18 protein-coding genes and 2 tRNA genes are annotated in these 19,495 nt (G+C 38.5%); 10 read left to right on the top strand and 10 right to left on the bottom strand.

Translation table 11 applies throughout. The features are described 5' to 3' along the window. Nucleotides 1–22: 22 nt before the first annotated feature. Nucleotides 23–595 (bottom strand): anthranilate synthase component II, encoded by a 573-nt coding sequence (locus GQO80_RS05575; protein ID WP_157207354.1) that lies wholly within the window; start codon nucleotides 593–595, stop codon nucleotides 23–25. A gap of 141 nt (nucleotides 596–736) precedes the next feature. Further along, the gene (locus tag GQO80_RS05570; protein ID WP_157207353.1) at nucleotides 737–2,140 is read right to left on the bottom strand and encodes an anthranilate synthase component I family protein; all 1,404 of its coding nucleotides are present in this window, start codon (nucleotides 2,138–2,140) and stop codon (nucleotides 737–739) included. A gap of 282 nt (nucleotides 2,141–2,422) precedes the next feature. Between GQO80_RS05570 and GQO80_RS05565 the strand changes: the two genes are divergently transcribed. The 3 genes from GQO80_RS05565 to GQO80_RS05555 all read left to right on the top strand — a co-directional run bounded on the left by GQO80_RS05565 (nucleotide 2,423) and on the right by GQO80_RS05555 (nucleotide 3,606). Then, a complete protein-coding gene (locus GQO80_RS05565; RefSeq protein ID WP_157207352.1) occupies nucleotides 2,423–2,740 on the top strand; it encodes a rhodanese-like domain-containing protein in 318 nt (105 codons plus the stop codon). An 11-nt stretch (nucleotides 2,741–2,751) separates the two neighbouring features. After that, complete coding sequence (locus GQO80_RS05560) at nucleotides 2,752–3,147, top strand: rhodanese-like domain-containing protein (protein ID WP_157207351.1); 396 nt, start codon at nucleotides 2,752–2,754, stop codon at nucleotides 3,145–3,147. Between the two features lie 189 nt (nucleotides 3,148–3,336). Then, on the top strand, nucleotides 3,337–3,606 hold the full coding sequence (locus tag GQO80_RS05555; protein WP_157207350.1) for a hypothetical protein: 270 nt from the start codon (nucleotides 3,337–3,339) through the stop codon (nucleotides 3,604–3,606). Nucleotides 3,607–3,793: 187 nt separating this feature from the next. Here GQO80_RS05555 and GQO80_RS05550 read toward each other — a convergent pair. Next, a tRNA-Phe gene (locus GQO80_RS05550) sits at nucleotides 3,794–3,866 on the bottom strand. Nucleotides 3,867–3,968: 102 nt separating this feature from the next. On the opposite strand from GQO80_RS05550, the gene GQO80_RS05545 reads away from it, so the two are divergent. The 7 genes from GQO80_RS05545 (at nucleotide 3,969) to GQO80_RS05515 (ending at nucleotide 11,876) form a co-directional block, all read left to right on the top strand. Next, entirely contained in the window at nucleotides 3,969–4,781 is an 813-nt protein-coding gene (locus GQO80_RS05545) for a type III pantothenate kinase (protein ID WP_317163224.1), read from the top strand. After that, nucleotides 4,778–6,085, top strand: coding sequence for a hypothetical protein (locus GQO80_RS05540; protein ID WP_157207349.1), 1,308 nt, complete (start codon nucleotides 4,778–4,780; stop codon nucleotides 6,083–6,085). Before GQO80_RS05545 ends, GQO80_RS05540 begins: the two co-directional genes overlap by 4 nt. A gap of 24 nt (nucleotides 6,086–6,109) precedes the next feature. Beyond that, nucleotides 6,110–7,492 carry a hypothetical protein gene (locus tag GQO80_RS05535; protein WP_157207348.1) on the top strand — a complete coding sequence of 461 codons (1,383 nt, stop codon included), beginning with the start codon at nucleotides 6,110–6,112 and terminating at the stop codon, nucleotides 7,490–7,492. Then, entirely contained in the window at nucleotides 7,492–8,046 is a 555-nt protein-coding gene (gene lptC / locus GQO80_RS05530) for an LPS export ABC transporter periplasmic protein LptC (RefSeq protein WP_157207347.1), read from the top strand. The genes GQO80_RS05535 and lptC overlap by 1 nt, the downstream gene beginning before the upstream one ends. Before the next feature lie 81 nt (nucleotides 8,047–8,127). Further along, a complete protein-coding gene (locus tag GQO80_RS05525; protein ID WP_157207346.1) occupies nucleotides 8,128–8,322 on the top strand; it encodes a hypothetical protein in 195 nt (64 codons plus the stop codon). Continuing rightward, nucleotides 8,323–9,612 (top strand): hemolysin family protein, encoded by a 1,290-nt coding sequence (locus tag GQO80_RS05520; protein ID WP_157207345.1) that lies wholly within the window; start codon nucleotides 8,323–8,325, stop codon nucleotides 9,610–9,612. Between the two features lie 137 nt (nucleotides 9,613–9,749). Further along, nucleotides 9,750–11,876 carry a peptidylprolyl isomerase gene (locus GQO80_RS05515; protein WP_157207344.1) on the top strand — a complete coding sequence of 709 codons (2,127 nt, stop codon included), beginning with the start codon at nucleotides 9,750–9,752 and terminating at the stop codon, nucleotides 11,874–11,876. A gap of 164 nt (nucleotides 11,877–12,040) precedes the next feature. Here the strand turns inward: GQO80_RS05515 and GQO80_RS05510 are convergent. The 7 genes from GQO80_RS05510 to murG all read right to left on the bottom strand — a co-directional run bounded on the left by GQO80_RS05510 (nucleotide 12,041) and on the right by murG (nucleotide 19,378). Continuing rightward, nucleotides 12,041–12,114, bottom strand: a tRNA-Arg gene (locus GQO80_RS05510). A 29-nt stretch (nucleotides 12,115–12,143) separates the two neighbouring features. Next, complete coding sequence (locus GQO80_RS05505; RefSeq protein ID WP_157207343.1) at nucleotides 12,144–12,593, bottom strand: GatB/YqeY domain-containing protein; 450 nt, start codon at nucleotides 12,591–12,593, stop codon at nucleotides 12,144–12,146. A gap of 170 nt (nucleotides 12,594–12,763) precedes the next feature. Beyond that, the gene (gene ftsZ, locus GQO80_RS05500; RefSeq protein WP_157207342.1) at nucleotides 12,764–14,740 is read right to left on the bottom strand and encodes a cell division protein FtsZ; all 1,977 of its coding nucleotides are present in this window, start codon (nucleotides 14,738–14,740) and stop codon (nucleotides 12,764–12,766) included. A 63-nt stretch (nucleotides 14,741–14,803) separates the two neighbouring features. Further along, nucleotides 14,804–16,120 (bottom strand): cell division protein FtsA, encoded by a 1,317-nt coding sequence (gene ftsA / locus GQO80_RS05495; protein WP_157207341.1) that lies wholly within the window; start codon nucleotides 16,118–16,120, stop codon nucleotides 14,804–14,806. A gap of 3 nt (nucleotides 16,121–16,123) precedes the next feature. Beyond that, entirely contained in the window at nucleotides 16,124–16,843 is a 720-nt protein-coding gene (locus GQO80_RS05490; protein ID WP_157207340.1) for a cell division protein FtsQ/DivIB, read from the bottom strand. Further along, a complete protein-coding gene (gene murC / locus GQO80_RS05485) occupies nucleotides 16,833–18,215 on the bottom strand; it encodes a UDP-N-acetylmuramate--L-alanine ligase (protein WP_232333126.1) in 1,383 nt (460 codons plus the stop codon). The genes GQO80_RS05490 and murC overlap by 11 nt, the downstream gene beginning before the upstream one ends. A 23-nt stretch (nucleotides 18,216–18,238) precedes the next feature. After that, nucleotides 18,239–19,378: an undecaprenyldiphospho-muramoylpentapeptide beta-N-acetylglucosaminyltransferase gene (gene murG, locus GQO80_RS05480; RefSeq protein ID WP_157207338.1), complete on the bottom strand. Its 1,140-nt coding sequence runs from the start codon at nucleotides 19,376–19,378 to the stop codon at nucleotides 18,239–18,241. Nucleotides 19,379–19,495 lie beyond the last annotated feature (117 nt).

The raw sequence follows: 19,495 nt of genomic DNA, 5'->3' as shown, positions 1-19,495 counted from the left end.
TACCCGACAATGGGATGCCTGCCTACGCAAGAATTTGTAACCAGTTTTTTAAAATTTGCTTCCCATGGGGCGTTAATACCGATTCTGGATGGTACTGCACGCCTTTAACATCATAGACTTTATGACGCAGGGACATTACTTGTCCGTTTGCATCAAAAGAGGTGGCTTCCAAACTGTCTGGCAAATGAGCACTAACCACCCACGAATGGTAACGGCCCACTTCAATTTCCTTGTCCATCCCTTTGAATAAAGGTTCATCATCCACACAAATGATAACTTTTGTGGCCACGCCATGGTAAACCTCATCTAAATTAACAAGCGAACCACCAAAAACCTCGCCAATGGCCTGTTGCCCCAAGCACACGCCTAAAATGCTTTTTGTGGGTGCAAAACGTTGTATTATGGGCTTTAACAAACCGGCTTCGTCGGGAATGCCGGGGCCTGGCGAGAGCACGATTTTATCAAAAGGCTCTACCTCATCCAAGGTTAATTTGTCGTTTCTAACAACGGTAACATCGCAGTTTAAATCCTCTAAATAATGCACCAAATTGTAGGTAAAACTGTCGTAATTGTCTATTACTAATACTTTTGTCATTTTTTTCTTTTTTTAGAGGCCTCACAGGTTTTAAAAAGCTGTGGGTCTTGTTTGCTTTAGGGATTATTCAAGCATTTATATTTTAAAAATTGAAATCGTGGATACGCCGCATTTGTAGCGATATGCTTGGTAAGGTCCTCATTAAATGTCCTCAGCCAATTCAATTGCCTTTGTTAAGGCACCTAATTTATTGTAAACTTCCTGCAATTCGTTTTCAGGCTCCGATTTTGAAACCAGGCCTGCGCCTGCCTGCCAATGCAGTTTGTGGTTTTTGCTTAAAAAGGTACGAATCATTATGGCGTGGTTAAAGTTGCCTTCAAAATCCATAAACCCAATGGCACCACCGTAAAAGGAGCGACTTGTTTTTTCGTATTGCTCAATCAATTGCATGGCGCGGTGTTTGGGCGCGCCGCTCAAGGTGCCCGCAGGAAAGGTGTCGGCCACTACTTGCATTGTGGCCGTTTCTTTGTGTTTTTGCCCTGTAACCTTGCTTACCAAGTGGATGACGTGCGAAAAAAACTGCACTTCCCGGTAGGTATCTACGGTAACATTACTGCCGTGGCGGCTTAAATCGTTTCGCGCCAAATCTACCAGCATCACGTGTTCGGCGTTTTCCTTGGCATCAACCACCAACTTTTTGGCCAATTCGGCATCTTGAATATCGTTGCCAGTGCGCTTAAAGGTGCCGGCTATGGGGTGTATTTCGGCCTTTCCGTTGCTTACTATAAGTTGCGCTTCGGGCGAACTTCCAAATATTTTAAAATTTCCGTAGTCGAAATAAAACAAATAGGGCGACGGGTTGATGCTTCGCAAGGCACGGTACACGTTAAATTCATCGCCCTTAAATGCCTGTGAAAAACTCTTGGACAAAACCAGTTGGAACACATCGCCACGGCCACAGTGTTTTTTGGCCAATTCCACATGGTGTTTGTATTCATCATCCGTTAAGTTGGAGGCAATGTTTCCGCTTGCGGCAAAATTATAGGAAGCAAAGTTCTTTACCTTGATCAAATGGTCAATTTCATCAATATTAGGTTCAGTATTAAAGCAATGCGCAAAAATATAGGCTTCGTTTTTATAATGGTTAATGGCTATGATGTTTTGGTAAACCGCGTAATTAACATCGGGTATTTGTATGGAATTTTCCTTTTTTGAAATGTGCACATCCTCAAAATACCGTACCGCATCATAAGCGATATAGCCAAAAATACCGTTGTTTATAAATTTGAAATCTTCTTCGGAATTCACCTTAAAACGTTTGGTAAATTGGTTTATTTCTTCGGCAACATTGGTACTTTTGTTTATGGGTTCAGCTGTTTCGCTTCCATCGGGAAAGGTTTGGTAAATGGTTTCGTTTTCAACTTTAATGGTGGCAATCGGGTTAAAACAGATGTATGAAAAACTATTGTCGTTGGCATGGTAATCGCTACTTTCCAGCAAAATACTGTTTGGGTATTTGTCCCTTACCTTCAAATAAATACTAACGGGCGTAATGGTGTCTGCCAGAATTTTTTTGTAATGGGTGTATAGGTTGAATGTTGTCATTATCCTAATTTTGTTTTCAGTGTTTTGGTATTAAAAAAAGGCCTGTCGTGAACGACAAGCCTTTTGGATATTTGAAATTTTAAATATACTAGGGTTTTACTTCACGAAACGTAAGTTAAGCAAGTGCCACCACCAAGTATTGTTTAAAATTGATTTCATTTTTTATGTTTTTAAAGTGTTCAAATATAGAAATGAAAATATAATTACGCAATACTTTAAGATTTTTTTTTCAACTATCTGTGTTAGATGTATTAATTTTGCACGTTATTAACTTATTTTGAAATGGAAGATTTAACACAAGAAGAGTGGGTATCGCAATTGGAAAGCGACCATAACGCCGTTATACTAGACGTAAGAACCGATGCCGAAGTTGCCGACGGTATTATACCAAATGCCATTCATATAGACATCCACAAAGGTCAAGGGTTTATTGATGCGCTAGAAACTTTGGACAAAACAAAAAACTATTACGTGTACTGCCGCTCGGGCAACCGAAGCGGGCAAGCCTGCGCCATTATGGAAAAATTGGGTTTTAACAATGCCTATAATTTACTTGGTGGCATGTTGGAATGGGAAGGCGATGTAGTTGATATGGATTAAAAAACGCACACATGAAAAAGTTATTTATTCTATGTTGTTTGGTATTGGGCGCATCAGGATTTGGTTGTAAGCAAACTACAGCACAACATCAGTTAGCGCTTGTAACGCCCAATGAAGCCCATGTTCTGCTTCAAAACGATTCCGTTCAAGTTATTGATGTAAGAACGCCCAAGGAGTTTAGGGAAGGCCATATAGAACATGCTATAAATATCGATTTTTTGTCCGCTTCATTCCCTGATGACATTACTGCTTTGGACAAACAAAAACCCTTACTTATTTATTGCCGATCTGGAAATAGGAGCAGTAAGAGCATCGACTTATTTTTAAAGGCAGGATATACCCATTTATACCATTTGGAAGGAGGTATTTTGAAGTGGACCGGCGCTGGGTTTAAAACAGTGCAATAGGCATAATTACGCAGCTTAAATACCTTAATTTGACAATAGCATTTTGTGTTTTGTCGATAATTTGCGTTTGGAAGTTTTTTTTTGGTACTTCATCTTTTTTATTTTTAGTAAAAAAGCCTTTTCATTACCTTTACTTAAGTTCAGGTTTTAGTACTAAACAGGGCAAATTTAATTGTAAATTTAAAGGATATGGAAAACGGTTACGTTATATTGGGTATTATCGCCTTATTGTTTTTAAGTATGTATGGCTATGCCTATTTTTCGGTGGCATTTGAAAAAATTAAAGAGCGAAGAAACAAAAAAAGGGATATTGAAATAGAAGCTTTGAGGCGCGAGGAAAGCATTAAGAAACAAGCCATTATTGATGAGCGCGTTCGCAAATTCAACGAAAGGAAAGAGCAAATCCAGCACGAACTCATGCTGCTAGAAAAAATGAAAGAAAAACAAAAAGTGAGTTAAACTTTTTTTTTGAGTATAAAAAGGTCCGTGTAGATGTCAATTTACATGGGCTTTTGTGTTTAAATGGTTAAGCTTGACTTGGTTCAGGTATTTGGAAAGATTATTAAATTCGTCATCTATAAAATTCCTTCAAATTAAAAAACCCTTTACAATCAATTGATTATAAAGGGTTTGCTTTTTTTTTTTGTGGTACCTCCAGGAATCGAACCAGGGACACAAGGATTTTCAGTCCTTTGCTCTACCAACTGAGCTAAGGTACCTCGCTAAAGCGGATGCAAATATATACTCATTTTTGTTATTCACCAAAATAAAAACACAAAAATAGCATCATTTTTTTTAGCAATTGTATTAAATGGTGTTATATGATTTGTAATCAATATAATAAGTTAAATAGCGATTATTATTATTTAGTGTTTTGTAAATTTGTGGTTTTTGTAGGTTATATGAACTTAATAATTGATGTTGGAAATACTTTTGTTAAACTAGCGGTATTTGAAGGCGACCAAATGATACATAAAAAAGCGGTTACGCTGCATGCTGTTTTAGATGAAATTAAAGTCATCCTCAAAAAATTTACGGCCATCAAAAAAGCCATACTTTCATCGGTTGGCAAATTAAATGCAGCCGATGTTCAGGCCTTAAAAAGTCTTATTGAGGTGGTACACCTAGATTTCAATACCAAACTCCCGTTCAAGAATCTTTACGAAACGCCCAAAACACTGGGTGCTGATAGGCTGGCGCTTGTAAGTGCCGCTGTGCAACATTATCCCGAAAACGATGTGCTTGTTATCGATGCTGGCAGCTGCATAACATACGATTTTGTTAACAAGTCTCGTGAATATCTGGGAGGTGCCATAGCCCCGGGGTTGCAAATGCGCTATAAATCGCTTCATAATTTAACGGCCAATTTACCGTTATTGGATATAGAACGGCCCAAAAACATTATTGGAAACTCAACAAAAGAGGCAATCCACTCGGGCGTAGTGTACGGCGTTTTAAAGGAAATTGATGGTGTTATTGGGGATTACAAACAAAAATATCCACATTTAACAGTTATTTTAACAGGAGGCGATAGTAATTTCTTGTCTAAACAATTAAAAAGTAGCATATTTGCGACTTCAAATTTTCTTTTAGAAGGACTGAACTTTATTTTACAATTTAATTCAAACGAATGATAAAAAAACTTGTATTAGTTTTTATTGCAGTTTTTACAATAAGTAGTTATGCGCAAGAAGGAACGGCATCTCCTTACTCCTTCTACGGCATTGGAAGCCTTAAATTTAAGGGAACCGTTGAAAACAGAAGTATGGGCGGTTTAAGTATTTATACCGATAGCATCCATATTAATTTACGCAATCCCGCTTCTTATGCAGGAAACAACCTAGAGATTTTAAATAATGAAAGCAGGCCCGTAAAGTTTACCGTTGGCGGAAGTTCATCAAAACTGAACTTAAAAAGCAACTCAGGAAGCGAAAAGGCAGCATCTTCTACGTTTGATTATTTGGCATTGTCCGTTCCCGTTGGGAAATTTGGTTTTGGCTTTGGGCTGTTGCCCTTCACTTCCGTAGGATATAAATTGGAATCCATTGATAGCGATGGCAACATTTCCTATAAATTTCGAGGCCAAGGCGGACTAAATAAGGCATTTCTGGGGCTAGGTTACCAAATTACAAAAGACTTGAGCGCGGGTATCGATTTTCAATACAACTTTGGCAACATACAAAACAGCAGCATCGCTTTTCGTTATGATGACGATGGTTTTCCAACGCAATACCAATCTAGGGAAAACAACCGTTCCGATTTAAGTGGCGTTAACTTCAATTTTGGCCTTTCCTATAAAAAAATGTTGAACGAAAAGCTGGAATTGGTCTCTGGCCTTACCTACATGCCAGAAAGTAATTTGGCCTCACAAAACCAAAGGTCCACTTCCACCATTTCCATTAGCACATCAACAGGGCAAGAGTTTCCGGTGAAAACAATAGATACCAATTTGGAAGACCTGGGCCTGAAGGAAACCGATTTGGTCATGCCTTCAAAATTTTCAGTAGGCGTTGGTATAGGCGAACCCAGAAAATGGTTTGTGGGCACCGAATATACCTCACAAAAAACCAGTAATTTTTCCAATAAGTTGTACACAAGAACCGGCACAGCCTATGAAGACGCTTCAACCATAGCCTTGGGCGGGTTCTACATTCCGCAGTACAATTCCTTTTCAAGCTACTTTAAAAGAGCGGTTTACAGAGCAGGGTTGCACTTTGAAAAAACGGGTTTAAATATAGAAAATGAATCGATAAACGAGTTTGGCATGTCTTTTGGAGTGGGACTACCCGTAGGGAGTTTTTTCTCAAACGCCAACCTAGGTTTTGAATTTGGAAAAAGAGGAACAACAAACAGTAATTTAATACAAGAGAATTTTATAAATTTCCAAATAAGTTTATCTTTGAACGATAGATGGTTTAATAAAAGGAAATATGACTAACAGCGAAACATTATTATTTTTATCATGAAAACAAAAATTACATTAGTACTAGCACTGGTATTTATTGGGTTAAATATGGGATTTGCACAGCAAGATGAAGAGTGCATGACGAAACTGTCTATTTTCCATGAGTATGTAAAAGCAAAAAATTACGAAGCGGCCTACCAACCCTGGATGGACGTTAGAAAAAAATGCCCAAAATTTAACAATGCTATTTATATAGATGGACAAAAAATTTTAGAGGACAAAATAGCCAATGCAAACGGTGCTGATAAAGTGCCTTTTATTAACGATTTGGTAAAACTTTGGAGTGAAAGGGTTGAAAATTTTCCTGATAAAACACCAGCAGGGGAGTATGCAGCGCAATCGTGCCAATTAATGTACGACAACAAAGCCCTTTTAAACAAAACGGACGAAGAGCTGTACGAGTGCTTTAACGCCGCCTATACCTTGGATAAGGACACCTTTACAAACCCTCAAAGTTTATATACTTACTTCTCCTTAATGGTTGATATGTTTGATGCGGGAAAAAAACCTGCTGAAGAATTGTTCGATAAATACGACGATATTGTTGAAAAAGTAGAGAACGAAGTGAAAAACTACTCTGAAAGTCTTAACGAGCTGAACGAGAAAATTGAGGCGGGAACCGAGTTAACTAGCAAAGAAGCCCAATATAAAGCCTATTACGAAAGCTATTTAACCAATTACGATTTAATTGCTTCGGGCATCGACGAAAAAATGGGTACACGTGCCAATTGTGATATCTTGATTCCTTTGTACAAAAAGAATTTTGATGCCAATAAAGATAATGCCGTATGGTTACAAAGGGCTGCAGGTAAAATGTCTGAAAAAGATTGTACCGACGACCCGATGTTCTTTAAGTTGGTAAACGCGTACCATGCGTTAAGTCCATCGGCTAATTCAGCTTATTATTTAGGGATATTAAAGGATAAAGAGGGCAAAACCAATGAAGCGATTTCGTTTTACGAAGAAGCCATTAGTTTAGAAACCGATAGCTTTAAAAAATCTAATTTGTATAGTAGAATTGCATCCAAACTAAAATCAAGAGGCAATTACGGTAAGGCCAGAAGTTATTACCAACAGGCTTTAAAGTTCAATCCTTCAAACGGCCGTCCATATTTAGCAATAGCTTCTATGTATGCCGCTAGTGCGAACGATTGTGGCGATACCAACTTTAACAAGCGGGCAGTATATTGGTTAGCGGCCGATGAAGCTAGAAAAGCAGGAAAATTCGATCCTACTTTAAGAAACGCTTCCGAACAAAATGCCCAAAACTATTTGGCTAAAGCACCTTCAAAAGCAGATATATTCACTGCCGGCAATGGTGGGCAAACCATTAAAATTGGTTGTTGGATAGGGGCTTCGGTTACCGTGCCAAAAATCTAATGAAAAAACAACGTATATATAAAATACCCAACATAGTCACCTTAATTTTGGTGACTATGTTTTTTTCATGTAATGATGGTTTAAAGCAGGTACAAAAAATGGGCATTTCAGAAAATGAGCCTATTGGCATTGCAGAAAACATCGATTTAAAATATACCGATTCGGGTAGGGTAACCGCCAATCTATTAAGTCCGAAACGGCTCGATTTTTCCAACAGAAATTTTCCTTATGATGAATTTCCCGACGGCATCACATTATATTTGTATGATGATGACAATAAAAAAAGCACGGTCGTTTCCGATTATGCCATCATTTACAGCACCACAAACCTAATAGATTTGCAGGGAAACGTGCTTATTACTACCAGCGACAACAATATTTTAAAAGCAGAACAATTATATTACGACCAAAAAAACGAATGGTTGTTTACCAATAGGCCCGTAACCTTTACCACCGAAAAGGATATTATTAACGGCAATGGATTCGATTCAAACTCCAAATTCACAAATGCCGAAGTGCTTGAGGTAACCGGTTACGTTACCGTAGAAGATTAATTTCCGTGTCTTCCAATTTTATTTAAAAGTGTTGTACTTCAATTTTATTTATCTTTACGCTACAATAATAAATATCTCAACATGAATTTCTCAAAAATCTTTCAATATGCCTACCTCGTTTTTGCCGTATTATTTTTATACGACGGCATTTCAAAATGGCAAGATGGGGTACATGGCGCTTATCTTTCCTTTGGGTTGGCTGCCTTGGCCATTTTTATCTATTTCTTTAGAAGGAAATTTGCCAAGAAATATAACGACAAAAACAATTCAAGATAAATGGGTATTGATGGTGTCGTCATTCTTGCCTCGTTAATACTTTCGGCCTTTTTTTCGGGTATGGAAATTGCGTATGTGTCTTCAAACAAAATACACATTGAAATCGAAAAAAAGCAAGAAGGGCTATTGCCAAAAATATTATCTAGGCTCACCGAAAAACCCTCAAAGTACATTGCCAGTATGCTTATTGGCAACAATATTGCATTGGTAATCTATGGGTTTTTTATGGGCGATGTGTTGGTGGCATGGTTCCAATCCTTAATGCCAACACCTTATGGTTTTTTAAACCTCATGTTTACCGATTTTAGTTTGCTAACCCAAACCATTATTTCAACACTGGTCATCCTTATTACGGCCGAATTTTTGCCCAAAGTGTTTTTCCAAATTTATGCCAACACCTTAATAAAGGCCTTGGCTGTACCTGCTTATGTGTTTTATGTTATGTTCTCATGGATTTCCGATTTTGTTATATGGATTTCCGATTTTGTTTTGAAACATCTCTTTAAAACCGAGGGCGACCAAATACAATTGGCATTTACAAAGGTGGAATTGGGCAATTACATTAGCGAACAAATGGAATCGGTGGAAGCCCACGACGATGTCGATTCTGAAATCCAGATATTCCAAAATGCCCTGGAATTTTCCGAAGTAAAAGCCCGCGAAGTCATGGTACCACGTACCGAGATAACCGCCGTAGAAATTAACGACTCCATTAAAACCCTAAACACCCTTTTTACCGAAACCGGGTTTACCAAAATTTTGGTCTATAAAGATACCATTGACGATATTTTGGGCTACGTTCATTCCTTTGAACTGTTTAAAAAACCCAAAAACATTAAAGCCATGTTGTTGCCCATTGAGTTTGTGCCAGAAACCGTTCTTATAAAAGATGTGCTCAACGTATTGATAAAAAAACGAAAAAGTATTGCCGTTGTTTTGGATGAATATGGCGGTACCTCGGGTATTATGACCGTTGAAGATATTGTAGAAGAATTGTTTGGCGAAATTGAGGATGAACATGATACCGACGATTTAATTGAAGAAAAGCAGGACGATGGTACCTATACCTTTTCGGCACGACTAGAAGTTGATTACCTAAACGAAACCTACAAGCTAAACCTTCCGGAAAGTGAAAATTACGAAACCTTGGGAGGCTTGATTGTAAACGATACCGAAGAAATTCCAGCTAAAAACGAGGTAGTTAAAATTGATACGTTTCAATTCACGATTTTAGAAGTATCGAACACTAAAATCGATCTTGTGGCACTTAAAATAATAGACAACGATTAATTAAAATAATTAAACATCCAACTACTTTTATTATTAAATAGAAAATAGTATTTTCGCGCACGATATTTTGTCAACAAGCAATTGGCAACCAACTTAACAAGCTAAATTCCCAAAAAAGGATAAAAAAATAATTACAGATGGCAATTTTAAATAAGATTAGACAACGCTCACTTTTTTTAATAATCATTATAGCATTAGCGTTATTTTCTTTTGTACTAAGCGGATTGATTAAAGACGGCAACTCCGTATCGCACTCACAAAACATTGTTGCAACCATTAACGGTAAGGAAATTAACCGTGAAGACTTTTTGCAAAAAGTAGAGGCAGCACAGCGTCAAGCAGGGCCAAGTGCTACCAGTACCCAAATTATGAACCAAGTTTGGGAACAGGAAGTAAGACAGGCCGTAATGGAAACCCAGTTTGAGAAACTGGGCATTACCATTGAGAAAGACCAAATGCGCGATTTGCTAAAAACGGCACTGGCCTCCAGTCCGGAATTTTTAAATTCTGCAGGCATGTTTGATGAAAACAAGCTTAACGAGTACATTGCAAACCTAAAGGAAACATCGCCACAAGGGTACCAAAGTTGGATTGATTACGAAAAATCAATCGCTTCCAATGCGCTGCAACAAAATTATTTTAATATGGTGAGAGCCGGTTTAACAAGCACCCTTTTAGAAGGCGAATTGGAACACAAATTGGAAAACAACAAAGTAGATATTAAGTTTGTACAGATTCCTTATAGCTCCATTCCCGATGATAAGGTTAAAGTTGAAAAATCGGATATTTCAAGCTACCTAAAAAAACACGAAAAACAGTACCAAGTTGAAGCTTCCAGAGATATAAAGTTTGTAAAGTTTGATGAAATCGCCTCTGCTGAGGACGAAAAAGCTATAACTACCGATTTAAAGGCACTTTTAAATAACAAAGAAGAATATAACGATATTACGAAAGCGAGCGAAACGGTGGTTGGGTTTTTAAATACCACTGAAAATGAAGATTATGTTAATTCACACTCCGATATAAAATTCGATAAACGTTTTGTGTTCAAGTCCAGTTTGCCCGCTGTGGCCGCCGATAGTATTTTCAACTTAGGCGTTGGTGCCGTTTATGGGCCATATAAAGACAATGGATATTTCAAGTTAACCAAAGTTTTAGCCGTTAAGCAAATACCCGATTCCGCTAAAGTACGTCATATTCTCATTACGTTTATTGGTGCTCAAGGTGCAGGCCCTGAAGTAACCAGAATTGAGGCCCAAGCCAAAACCCTTGCCGATAGTTTGTTAACGGTTTTGAAAGCCGATAAGAGCAAATTCCCCGCGTTGGTTACCGAATTTTCATCCGATCAAGGCAGTGTAAACAACGAAGGGCGCTATGATTGGCACCCTTATAACAGCATGGTGCCCGAATTTAATGATTTTGAATTTGAAGGTAATGTAGGCGATTTAGGTGTTGTAAAAACCGTTTTTGGGTTTCATGTGATGGAAATTGAAGGCCAAAAAAGCAAAAACAAAGCCGTTCAAGTGGCTACAATTGCCAGAAAAATAGAGCCATCGGAAGCTACCGTTGACAAAGTATTTAGGGACGCTTCAAATTTTGAAATTGCGGTTGTTGACAAAGATTTTGAAACCGTTGCAAAAAACAAAAAGTTAATCGTTTTACCTTCAAACGGACTGAAAGCCTTAGAAGAAAATATAATAGGTATTGGTAGCCAGCGCCCTATTGTGCGTTGGGCTTTTGAGGAAGGTACCGATGTAGGCGCCATCAAACGCTTTAACATTCCAAATGGCTATGTTATTGCGCAGTTGGTTGCAAAACATAAAAAAGGCTTAATGTCTGTTGAGGAAGCATCACCAAGTGTAACGCCCATAGTTCGCCAGGAGAAAAAAGCAGAAATGATTAGAAAAAGAGCTACTGCCACCAATTTGGAAGCATTGGCTAAAGCCGAAAACACCACAGTAAGAACCGCCACCGATATAACTATGAAGGCGCCAAGCATTACAGGTGTAGGCAGGGAGCCTATGGTTGTTGGTACTGCATTTGGTTTAAAACAAGGCCAAACCTCAAAATTAATTGATGGCGTAAATGGCGTGTACATGGTTCAGGTAACCAAGGTAACTCCAGCGGTTAAGCTAGACAGTTATCAGGCGGTTGCCAATAGGGTAGAGCAACAAAAACTAAACGTAGTGTCATCAAGACTTTATAACGCTTTAAAAGAAGCTTCTGAAATTGAAGATAATAGGGCGAAAATACAAATACAGTAACTGGTTTCGTTAATAGAAACGTTTTTGATATTTAAAGCGGAGCAAAATTATTTTGTGCCGCTTTTTTTGTGAATGATAAATTTTTATAACCATATAACTATACAAAAAAGCCCGAAAACACAAGGTTTTCAGGCTTTTTAAATAATGCTAGAAGTGTGTTCTAGTGACCGCGGAGGGATTCGAACCCCCAACCCTCAGAGCCGAAATCTGATATTCTATCCAATTGAACTACGCAGCCAAATCCCTAGCAGGAATCTCTTTGTTATATTATGATAATTTCTGTTTTACAATATTCGATATGGTTTTTCCATCGGCTTTTCCTGCCAACTCTTGGCTTACAATACCCATAACTTTGCCCATATCTTTCATGCCTTCTGCACCCACTTTTTTAATAGTTGCAACTACAACATCTGCAATGGCTTCTTCGCTCATCGCTTCTGGTAAAAATTGACTTATAATTTCAGCTTCGGCCAATTCTGGCGCTGCTAAGTCTTCACGATTTTGCGCCAAATAAATGGCAGCACTGTCTTTGCGTTGTTTTACCAGTTTTTGAAGCATTTTAAGCTCTTGTTCCTCGGTTAGCTCGCTTTGTGCTCCGCTTTCGGTTTGAGCCAATAAAATAGCCGACTTTACGGCACGCAACGCGGTTAAAGCCGTTTGGTCTTTTGCTTTCATGGCTTCTTTTAAGGCCGTCATGATATTTTGTTGTAAACTCATGGTTTTTTAATTTGATTGCGAAGATAAAAAATAGAATCTTATTTTGAGCGAATTTTGTTAATAGCTTTTATTAAAAATGCAGAGGTTGGCACTTTCGTTGAAATTGAAAACCCGAAAAGCTGAGGGATGCTGTTCGGGTTCAAAAAATAACTAAGTTAGGTCAGTGGATTTTAATCTACGTTATCGTGTAGAAACGAGTTGTTACTTCTTATTTTAATATCATCATTATCATCTACACCAATGCTGGAGCGCGACATATTTGTTTCCGATGAGTGTTTGGCGTCCTCTAAATTGATGCCTTGGCGTTTGTATGCGGGAACACGTTCGATATCGTCAATTTTGGCGTTGTTGAATTTATAGTTGAAATCCTTCATTTTGCGGCGACGTTCTTCGGCACGCTCTTTTAGAATCTCTGAGATTGGACTGTTCATGGGGTCTAAATCTTCATCTTCGTCGTGCTCCAGAACAGGAGTCTTTACCACCTTTTTTTCAAAAACGATTTCTTGGTCGTATTCCTCTATCAATTCTGCGGTTTCCTTTTGTTTTTTGTTCATGGATGATTCCACTTCAATATAATCTTCCAAAGCATAGCGTACATCGCCTTTTTCATTGGTTTCATTAACAGGAATTAGCTCTACATAATCTTTTACCGAAATGTCCTTGATGTCGTCATCAAATTCAAACGACAGCATTTCTTCTTCTTTTTTGTCTTGTTTTGGAAGCGGTAAATCGAATGTTAGGGTTATCTGTTTTTCTTCTTCTATATAATCGGAAACCACTTCTATATCGGCAATATCTTTATCTGCCTTAGACATTTTTGTTACCGGTTTTATAATGAAATCATCGTCATCTTCAATCGTGGCGCTTACTTCTTCGTAAACAACCTGGATGTTTTTTATAAGCTCGGAAGTAGGGATTAAATCGATATTTATTTGAGGTGCTACTGGTTGTTGGGTTTGTGCAACAGGTTTTTCGGCCTTTTTTGGTGCTTCCTCTATATCGAAATCTAAGGTATGCTTAACTATGGGCGTTTCCTTTTTTTCTTCCAGCTCAATGATGGGCGAAATGATAACGGGGTCTTTTTCTTTAGCGGTTACTTCAAGATGGTCGCTAAGGGAGTGAACAACTTTTTTAGTTTCGGTGTTTGAAATTTCGTCTTGTTGTTCAATGTTAAAGCCCGTTGCAATGATGGTTACCCCAATGGATTCCTCTAAACTTTCATCTTCGCCAACACCCATGATGATGTTTGCGCCATGGCCCGCTTCGTTCTGGATGTGGTCATTTATTTCGCCTATTTCGTCGATGGTGATTTCGTGGGTTCCTGAAACTATAAGCAGCAATACATTTTTAGCTCCAGTAATTTTATTATCGTTTAATAATGGTGAATCCAACGCTTTGCGTATCGCATCTTGAGCACGCGATTTTCCGGAGGCCAATGCAGAACCCATAATGGCGGTGCCACTATTGCTTAAAACGGTTTTGGCATCGCGTAAATCGATGTTTTGTGTGTAGTGGTGCGTAATAACCTCGGCGATACCACGAGCAGCGGTAGATAGCACTTCATCGGCCTTAGAAAATCCTGCTTTAAAACCAAGATTGCCATACACTTCACGAAGCTTATTGTTATTGATTACAATTAAAGAATCGACTACTTTCCGAAGGTTTTCAATGCCTATCTGTGCTTGTTCAATACGCATTTTGCCTTCAAATTGGAATGGCATGGTTACGATACCTACGGTTAAAATATCCAGATCTTTGGCCATTTTTGCAATTATTGGTGCTGCCCCAGTACCGGTACCACCGCCCATACCAGCGGTAATAAATACCATTTTGGTGTTGGAATCGAGCATGTTTGCAATGTCCTCAAAACTTTCAACCGCCGATTGTTCGCCTACTTGAGGGTTAGCGCCCGCGCCCAAACCTTCGGTTAAACTAAGTCCTAATTGTATTTTATTGGGTACACCGCTGTTTTGAAGTGCTTGTGCATCGGTATTACAAATGTAAAAATCGACGCCTTTGATGCCTTGTTGGAACATGTGGTTGATGGCATTGCTGCCGCCACCGCCAACACCAATAACTTTAATGACATTTGATTGGTTTTTAGGTAAATCAAATGCGATACTTGCGAATTCTTTATTGCTGCTCATAAATTCTGTTTTACTGGTATTATACTTTAATGATTACTTTTTTATGGTTCTATGGATTGTGTTTTATTCGGCGTTATCTAAAAAATCCTTGACACGCTCGGTTAACTTATCCAGAAAAGAACGGCGTTCTTTTTTTACTGGTTTTTCTTTAATGTCTTCAATTGGTTTTTCTTCTTCTTTTGCGGCCTTTTTTATTTCTTGGCGCTCAATTTTTTTACGCTCGTTGCGTTTTAGGCCATCGAGCACTAACCCTACCGCTGTGGCGTACAAGGGGCTTGTTATGTCTTCATCGCTATCGCCCGCCAAATGTTCGTTGGGGTAGCCAATTCGGGTGTCCATACCGGTTATGTACTCAACCAGTTGTTTTAAGTGTTTTAGTTGTGCGCCCCCGCCTGTTAGTACGATGCCCGCTATTAATTTTTTCTTTTGTTCTTCGTGCCCATAGTTTTTAATTTCTGCGTACACTTGCTCGATAATTTCAACGATGCGCGCATGGATTATTTTTGAGAGATTTTTGAGGGTTATCTCTTTGGGTTCTCTGCCGCGTAACCCGGGTATGGATACGATTTCGTTATCTTTGTTTTCACCGGGCCATGCAGAACCGAATTTTATTTTTAATAGTTCGGCTTGTTTTTCTATGATGGAACAGCCTTCTTTAATATCTTCGGTAATAACGTTGCCACCAAAAGGAATTACTGCGGTATGTCGAATGATGCCATCTCTAAAAATGGCCAAATCGGTTGTGCCGCCACCTATATCGATAAGGGCGACTCCAGCTTCTTTTTCTTCCTGACTCAACACCGCGTTTGCTGATGCTAACGGTTCTAAGGTGATGCCTTCTAAATTAAGGCCTGCGCTTTGGATACAACGCCCCACATTTCTGATAGATGATACTTGCCCTACCACCACATGAAAATTGGCTTCCAAGCGGCCCCCGTACATACCAATGGGCTCTTTAATTTCGGCTTGACCGTCCACTTTATATTCTTGTGGCAATACGTGTATGATTTCTTCACCGGGAAGCATCACCAGTTTGTGTACTTGGTTTATCAGTCGGTCAATATCTTCTTCATCAATAACCGTTTCCGCGTTGGGTCGGGTAATATAATCGCTATGTTGTAAGCTACGAATGTGTTGGCCAGCAATACCTACGGTTACGCCTTCAATTTTAATATCGGAAGCAGCCTCGGCCTCTTGAACAGCCTGTTGGATAGATTGAATGGTTTGCGTAATATTGTTAACAACCCCACGGTGAACGCCCAAACTTTTCGATCGGCCGATGCCTAAAATCTCAACTTTACCGTAGTCGTTTTTACGACCAATCATGGCCACAATTTTTGTGGTTCCTATATCTAATCCTACTGCTAAATTATGCTCCATTGCTTAAATTTTGGTACATACTACTTGGTTATCAAACTGTAAATTGACCTTGCTATAAGTATCAAGCGTTTTTTCTTTTAGGTTTTTTTGATAAAACGCTTTCAGGTTATTAATTTTTTTGTCTAAATTCTTCACATTCCCTAATTGCACTAAAAAATGACACTGCCTAAGTTTTAAGTACAGCACCCTGTTGTTGCCTTGATGGATTTCTATAACATGCTTTTTTAAAAATTCATCTTCCTTTATTTTGTTAGCAACTGTGTAGATGCTTTTTAAGTTGTTTTTTTCAACATAACCGGTAACTAGGGGCACTCTTGCAGAAAAATTGCTTGATAGTGGCATATAAAAACCGTCGCTATCAATGTAATAAGATGCATTGGTGCTTACTCTGGCAATAGGTGTTTTTTGTTCAATTTTAGCTTTAAGTGTACCATTTACAGTAACATACACTTCAGCTTTTTTAACCATGGGATGAGATTTTAGGGCATTTTCTAATCCATTCAAATCTAAAGTTTCTTTAGGTATTTTTTTTACACCTTTTAAATTTACTATTAACAATTTACTAACATTTTCGTTGGTAATGTACGGGCTGCTTTCGCCTATAAATTCGACCTGGGGGTTAGAGATGTTTCTTGCAGAATTTCTGCCCGTAGCAAAGGCGTACAAAAAGATAACCAATGCTAGCAGAACACTTGTTTTTATGTAATTCCAGTTAATTTTCAAGGCTAAATTCTTTTTTTATGTGTTTTACTTCTTCGCCAATATCACCCGCGCCAATGGTTAGCACAATTTGAGCTTCACTGTCGTGTATTTTTTGCAATAACTGTTGCTTCGTTATCAACTGTTTGTTTTTATTGGATATTTTACTTAGCAACCATCTTGATGTTACTCCTTCGATGGGCAATTCGCGTGCTGGATAAATGTCGAGTAACAATACTTCATCAAACTGTGATAGACTTTTAGCAAAATCGTCAATAAAATCGCGGGTTCTGCTAAATAAATGTGGTTGAAAAATTGCCAATACTTTTTTGTTTGGGTACATTTCGCGCACCGCTTGGTGTACCGCATTTATTTCTTCGGGGTGATGCGCATAATCATCAATAAAAACGAAATCATTGGTTTTAATGTGATAAGTAAACCGGCGCTTTACCCCTTTAAAAGACGCTAATGCTTTGGCGAGCTGCCGGTAAGGGCAACCATATTCTACAGCCATCGCCAAGGCTATTAGTGCATTAGACAGATTGTGTCTCCCAGGTAGGTTAAATTGTAAATTTTCAAGCACTGTTTTTGGTGTTTTTACATCAAAAACATAGGTGCCATTTTCTATTTTTATGTTTTGGGCCGAATAATCGGAACCATCTTCAATGCCATAGGTTATGCCTTTAATGGGCAACCCATTTCTAACAAATAATTTTCCGTTTGGTTTGACTCTTTTTGAAAAGTCTTCGAAAGATTTTATCAATTCAGAAGCATCACCATAAATGTCCAAATGATCGGCATCCATGGAAGTGATGCATGCTAGGTTTGGTGAGAGTGTTAAAAACGACCTATCGAATTCATCAGCTTCAACCACCGAAACTTCGGTACCGTTAAGGATTAAATTAGAATTATAATTTTCGCAAATGCCACCCAAAAACGCGGTTAATGGCACATGACATTCATGTAGCAAATGCCCTAAAATACTGGTGGTTGTGGTTTTTCCGTGGGTTCCTGCAACTGCCAGACAAAAGGTGTTTTCGGTGATTAAGCCTAAAACTTGCGAGCGTTTTAAAATGTGATAATTATTGTTTTTGAAATAATTGAATTCAGCATGGTTTTTAGGAATTGCCGGTGTGTAAATAACCAAGGTGTTTTCAGCATTTAGAAACGTTTCTGTAATATTTTTTATAGCATCTTCAAAATGAATCTCTATGCCCAAAACAGTTAAGCTATCGGTAATTTCAGAAGGCGTTTTATCATACCCAGCAACAACCTTTCCGTTAGCCACAAAATAGCGCGCCAATGCACTCATGCCAATACCGCCGATGCCTATGAAATAAACGTTTGTCCATCTCAAACCCTTTTCGAAGGGAAGAACTTTATTATCGTTTAACATGTTGTTATTGTTGCTATTCATATTCATTGTTTAGTTTCTTCCCTTTGGGAATACGGAAGATGGGCTAAAAGTTTCTCAACCTCATCGGCTATTTGAGAGGTGGCATTTACCAATGCTAATTTTTTTATGTTATCACTAAGTTTCTTTTGTTTTTCTGGAGAAGCAATAAGCTGCGAGAATTTGTTTTCAAAGTCGGCATCCAAATCTTCTTCTTTAATAATTATGGCCGCATCTCTATCTACAATGGCCATGGCATTTTTGGTTTGATGGTCTTCGGCAACATTGGGCGAAGGCACAAAAATAACGGGCTTGCCAACAATACAAAGCTCGGAAACCGAACTGGCGCCCGCACGTGAAATCACCACATCGGCAGCTGCATAGGCAAAATCCATATTGTTTAAAAACTCATAAACCTGTACGTTATTGGTGTGGTTGTAAATTTTATATTGATTATAATAAAGTTTGCCACATTGCCAAATAACCTGCACATTTTGGGTATCCAAAAAATCGAGCTCTTTTTCAATAAGTTGGTTGATGCGTCTAGACCCTAAACTGCCACCAATAACCAAAAGGGTGTGTTTGCCGTGTTTTAAGTTGAAGAAGTTTTTGGCTTCAACGGTTTTAGAATCTACACTCAGAAGACTTTCACGTACCGGATTCCCAGTTTTTATTAGTTTATCTTTTGGGAAGAAACGTTCCAAGCCATCATAGGCCACACATATTTTTTCGGCTTTTTTTGCTAACATCTTATTGGTGATGCCAGGGTAGGAGTTCTGCTCTTGTATCAAGCATGGAATATTATTTAAAGCTGCCATTTGCAATAAAGGGCCGCTTGCAAAACCGCCCGTGCCAATGGCAACATCGGGTTTGAAGGTTTTTACAATTTTTCTGGCATTCCAGAGACTGCTTATTAATTTAAGAGGAAACATTGCATTTTTTAAGGATAGCTTGCGCTGAATTCCAGTAATCCAAAGTCCTTTTATGGCATATCCCGCTTGGGGCACTTTTTCCATTTCCATTCTATCTTTTGCGCCCACAAATAAAAATTCTGCATCGGGAAACCGTGATTTCAGTTCGTTTGCAATGGCAATGGCAGGGTAGATGTGTCCGCCAGTGCCACCGCCTGATAAAATGATTTTATATGTTTTCGATTTTGGATTCACAAATTACGATTTACGATTTTTTGTTTTTTAACCCATCAGAGTTTCAAGCGCTGGTAGGGTTCGGTTTTACTTTTTAGTTGGTTTCACTTCCTGTTTTTAAGCCTTCAAGGTTTGCAA

It is taken from the genome of Mariniflexile maritimum, from assembly GCF_009746565.1.
Classification (GTDB): Bacteria; Bacteroidota; Bacteroidia; order Flavobacteriales; family Flavobacteriaceae; genus Mariniflexile; species Mariniflexile maritimum.
The sequence above is the reverse complement of the archived record's forward strand: the minus strand, read 5'-3'. Positions and strand labels throughout refer to the sequence as shown.

Excerpts from the sequence above, each read along its gene's own strand:
- GQO80_RS05515 (WP_157207344.1), top strand. The coding sequence starts at position 9,750 with ATGGCAATTTTAAATAAGATTAGACAACGCTCACTTTTTTTAATAATC.
- GQO80_RS05570 (WP_157207353.1), bottom strand. The coding sequence starts at position 2,140 with ATGACAACATTCAACCTATACACCCATTACAAAAAAATTCTGGCAGAC.
- GQO80_RS05505 (WP_157207343.1), bottom strand. The coding sequence starts at position 12,593 with ATGAGTTTACAACAAAATATCATGACGGCCTTAAAAGAAGCCATGAAA.
- lptC (WP_157207347.1), top strand. The coding sequence starts at position 7,492 with ATGAAAAAACAACGTATATATAAAATACCCAACATAGTCACCTTAATT.
- GQO80_RS05560 (WP_157207351.1), top strand. The coding sequence starts at position 2,752 with ATGAAAAAGTTATTTATTCTATGTTGTTTGGTATTGGGCGCATCAGGA.
- GQO80_RS05520 (WP_157207345.1), top strand. The coding sequence starts at position 8,323 with ATGGGTATTGATGGTGTCGTCATTCTTGCCTCGTTAATACTTTCGGCC.
- GQO80_RS05575 (WP_157207354.1), bottom strand. The coding sequence starts at position 595 with ATGACAAAAGTATTAGTAATAGACAATTACGACAGTTTTACCTACAAT.
- murC (WP_232333126.1), bottom strand. The coding sequence starts at position 18,215 with ATGTTAAACGATAATAAAGTTCTTCCCTTCGAAAAGGGTTTGAGATGG.
- GQO80_RS05565 (WP_157207352.1), top strand. The coding sequence starts at position 2,423 with ATGGAAGATTTAACACAAGAAGAGTGGGTATCGCAATTGGAAAGCGAC.
- GQO80_RS05545 (WP_317163224.1), top strand. The coding sequence starts at position 3,969 with ATGATTTGTAATCAATATAATAAGTTAAATAGCGATTATTATTATTTA.
- ftsZ (WP_157207342.1), bottom strand. The coding sequence starts at position 14,740 with ATGAGCAGCAATAAAGAATTCGCAAGTATCGCATTTGATTTACCTAAA.
- ftsA (WP_157207341.1), bottom strand. The coding sequence starts at position 16,120 with ATGGAGCATAATTTAGCAGTAGGATTAGATATAGGAACCACAAAAATT.
- GQO80_RS05535 (WP_157207348.1), top strand. The coding sequence starts at position 6,110 with ATGAAAACAAAAATTACATTAGTACTAGCACTGGTATTTATTGGGTTA.
- GQO80_RS05525 (WP_157207346.1), top strand. The coding sequence starts at position 8,128 with ATGAATTTCTCAAAAATCTTTCAATATGCCTACCTCGTTTTTGCCGTA.
- GQO80_RS05555 (WP_157207350.1), top strand. The coding sequence starts at position 3,337 with ATGGAAAACGGTTACGTTATATTGGGTATTATCGCCTTATTGTTTTTA.
- GQO80_RS05540 (WP_157207349.1), top strand. The coding sequence starts at position 4,778 with ATGATAAAAAAACTTGTATTAGTTTTTATTGCAGTTTTTACAATAAGT.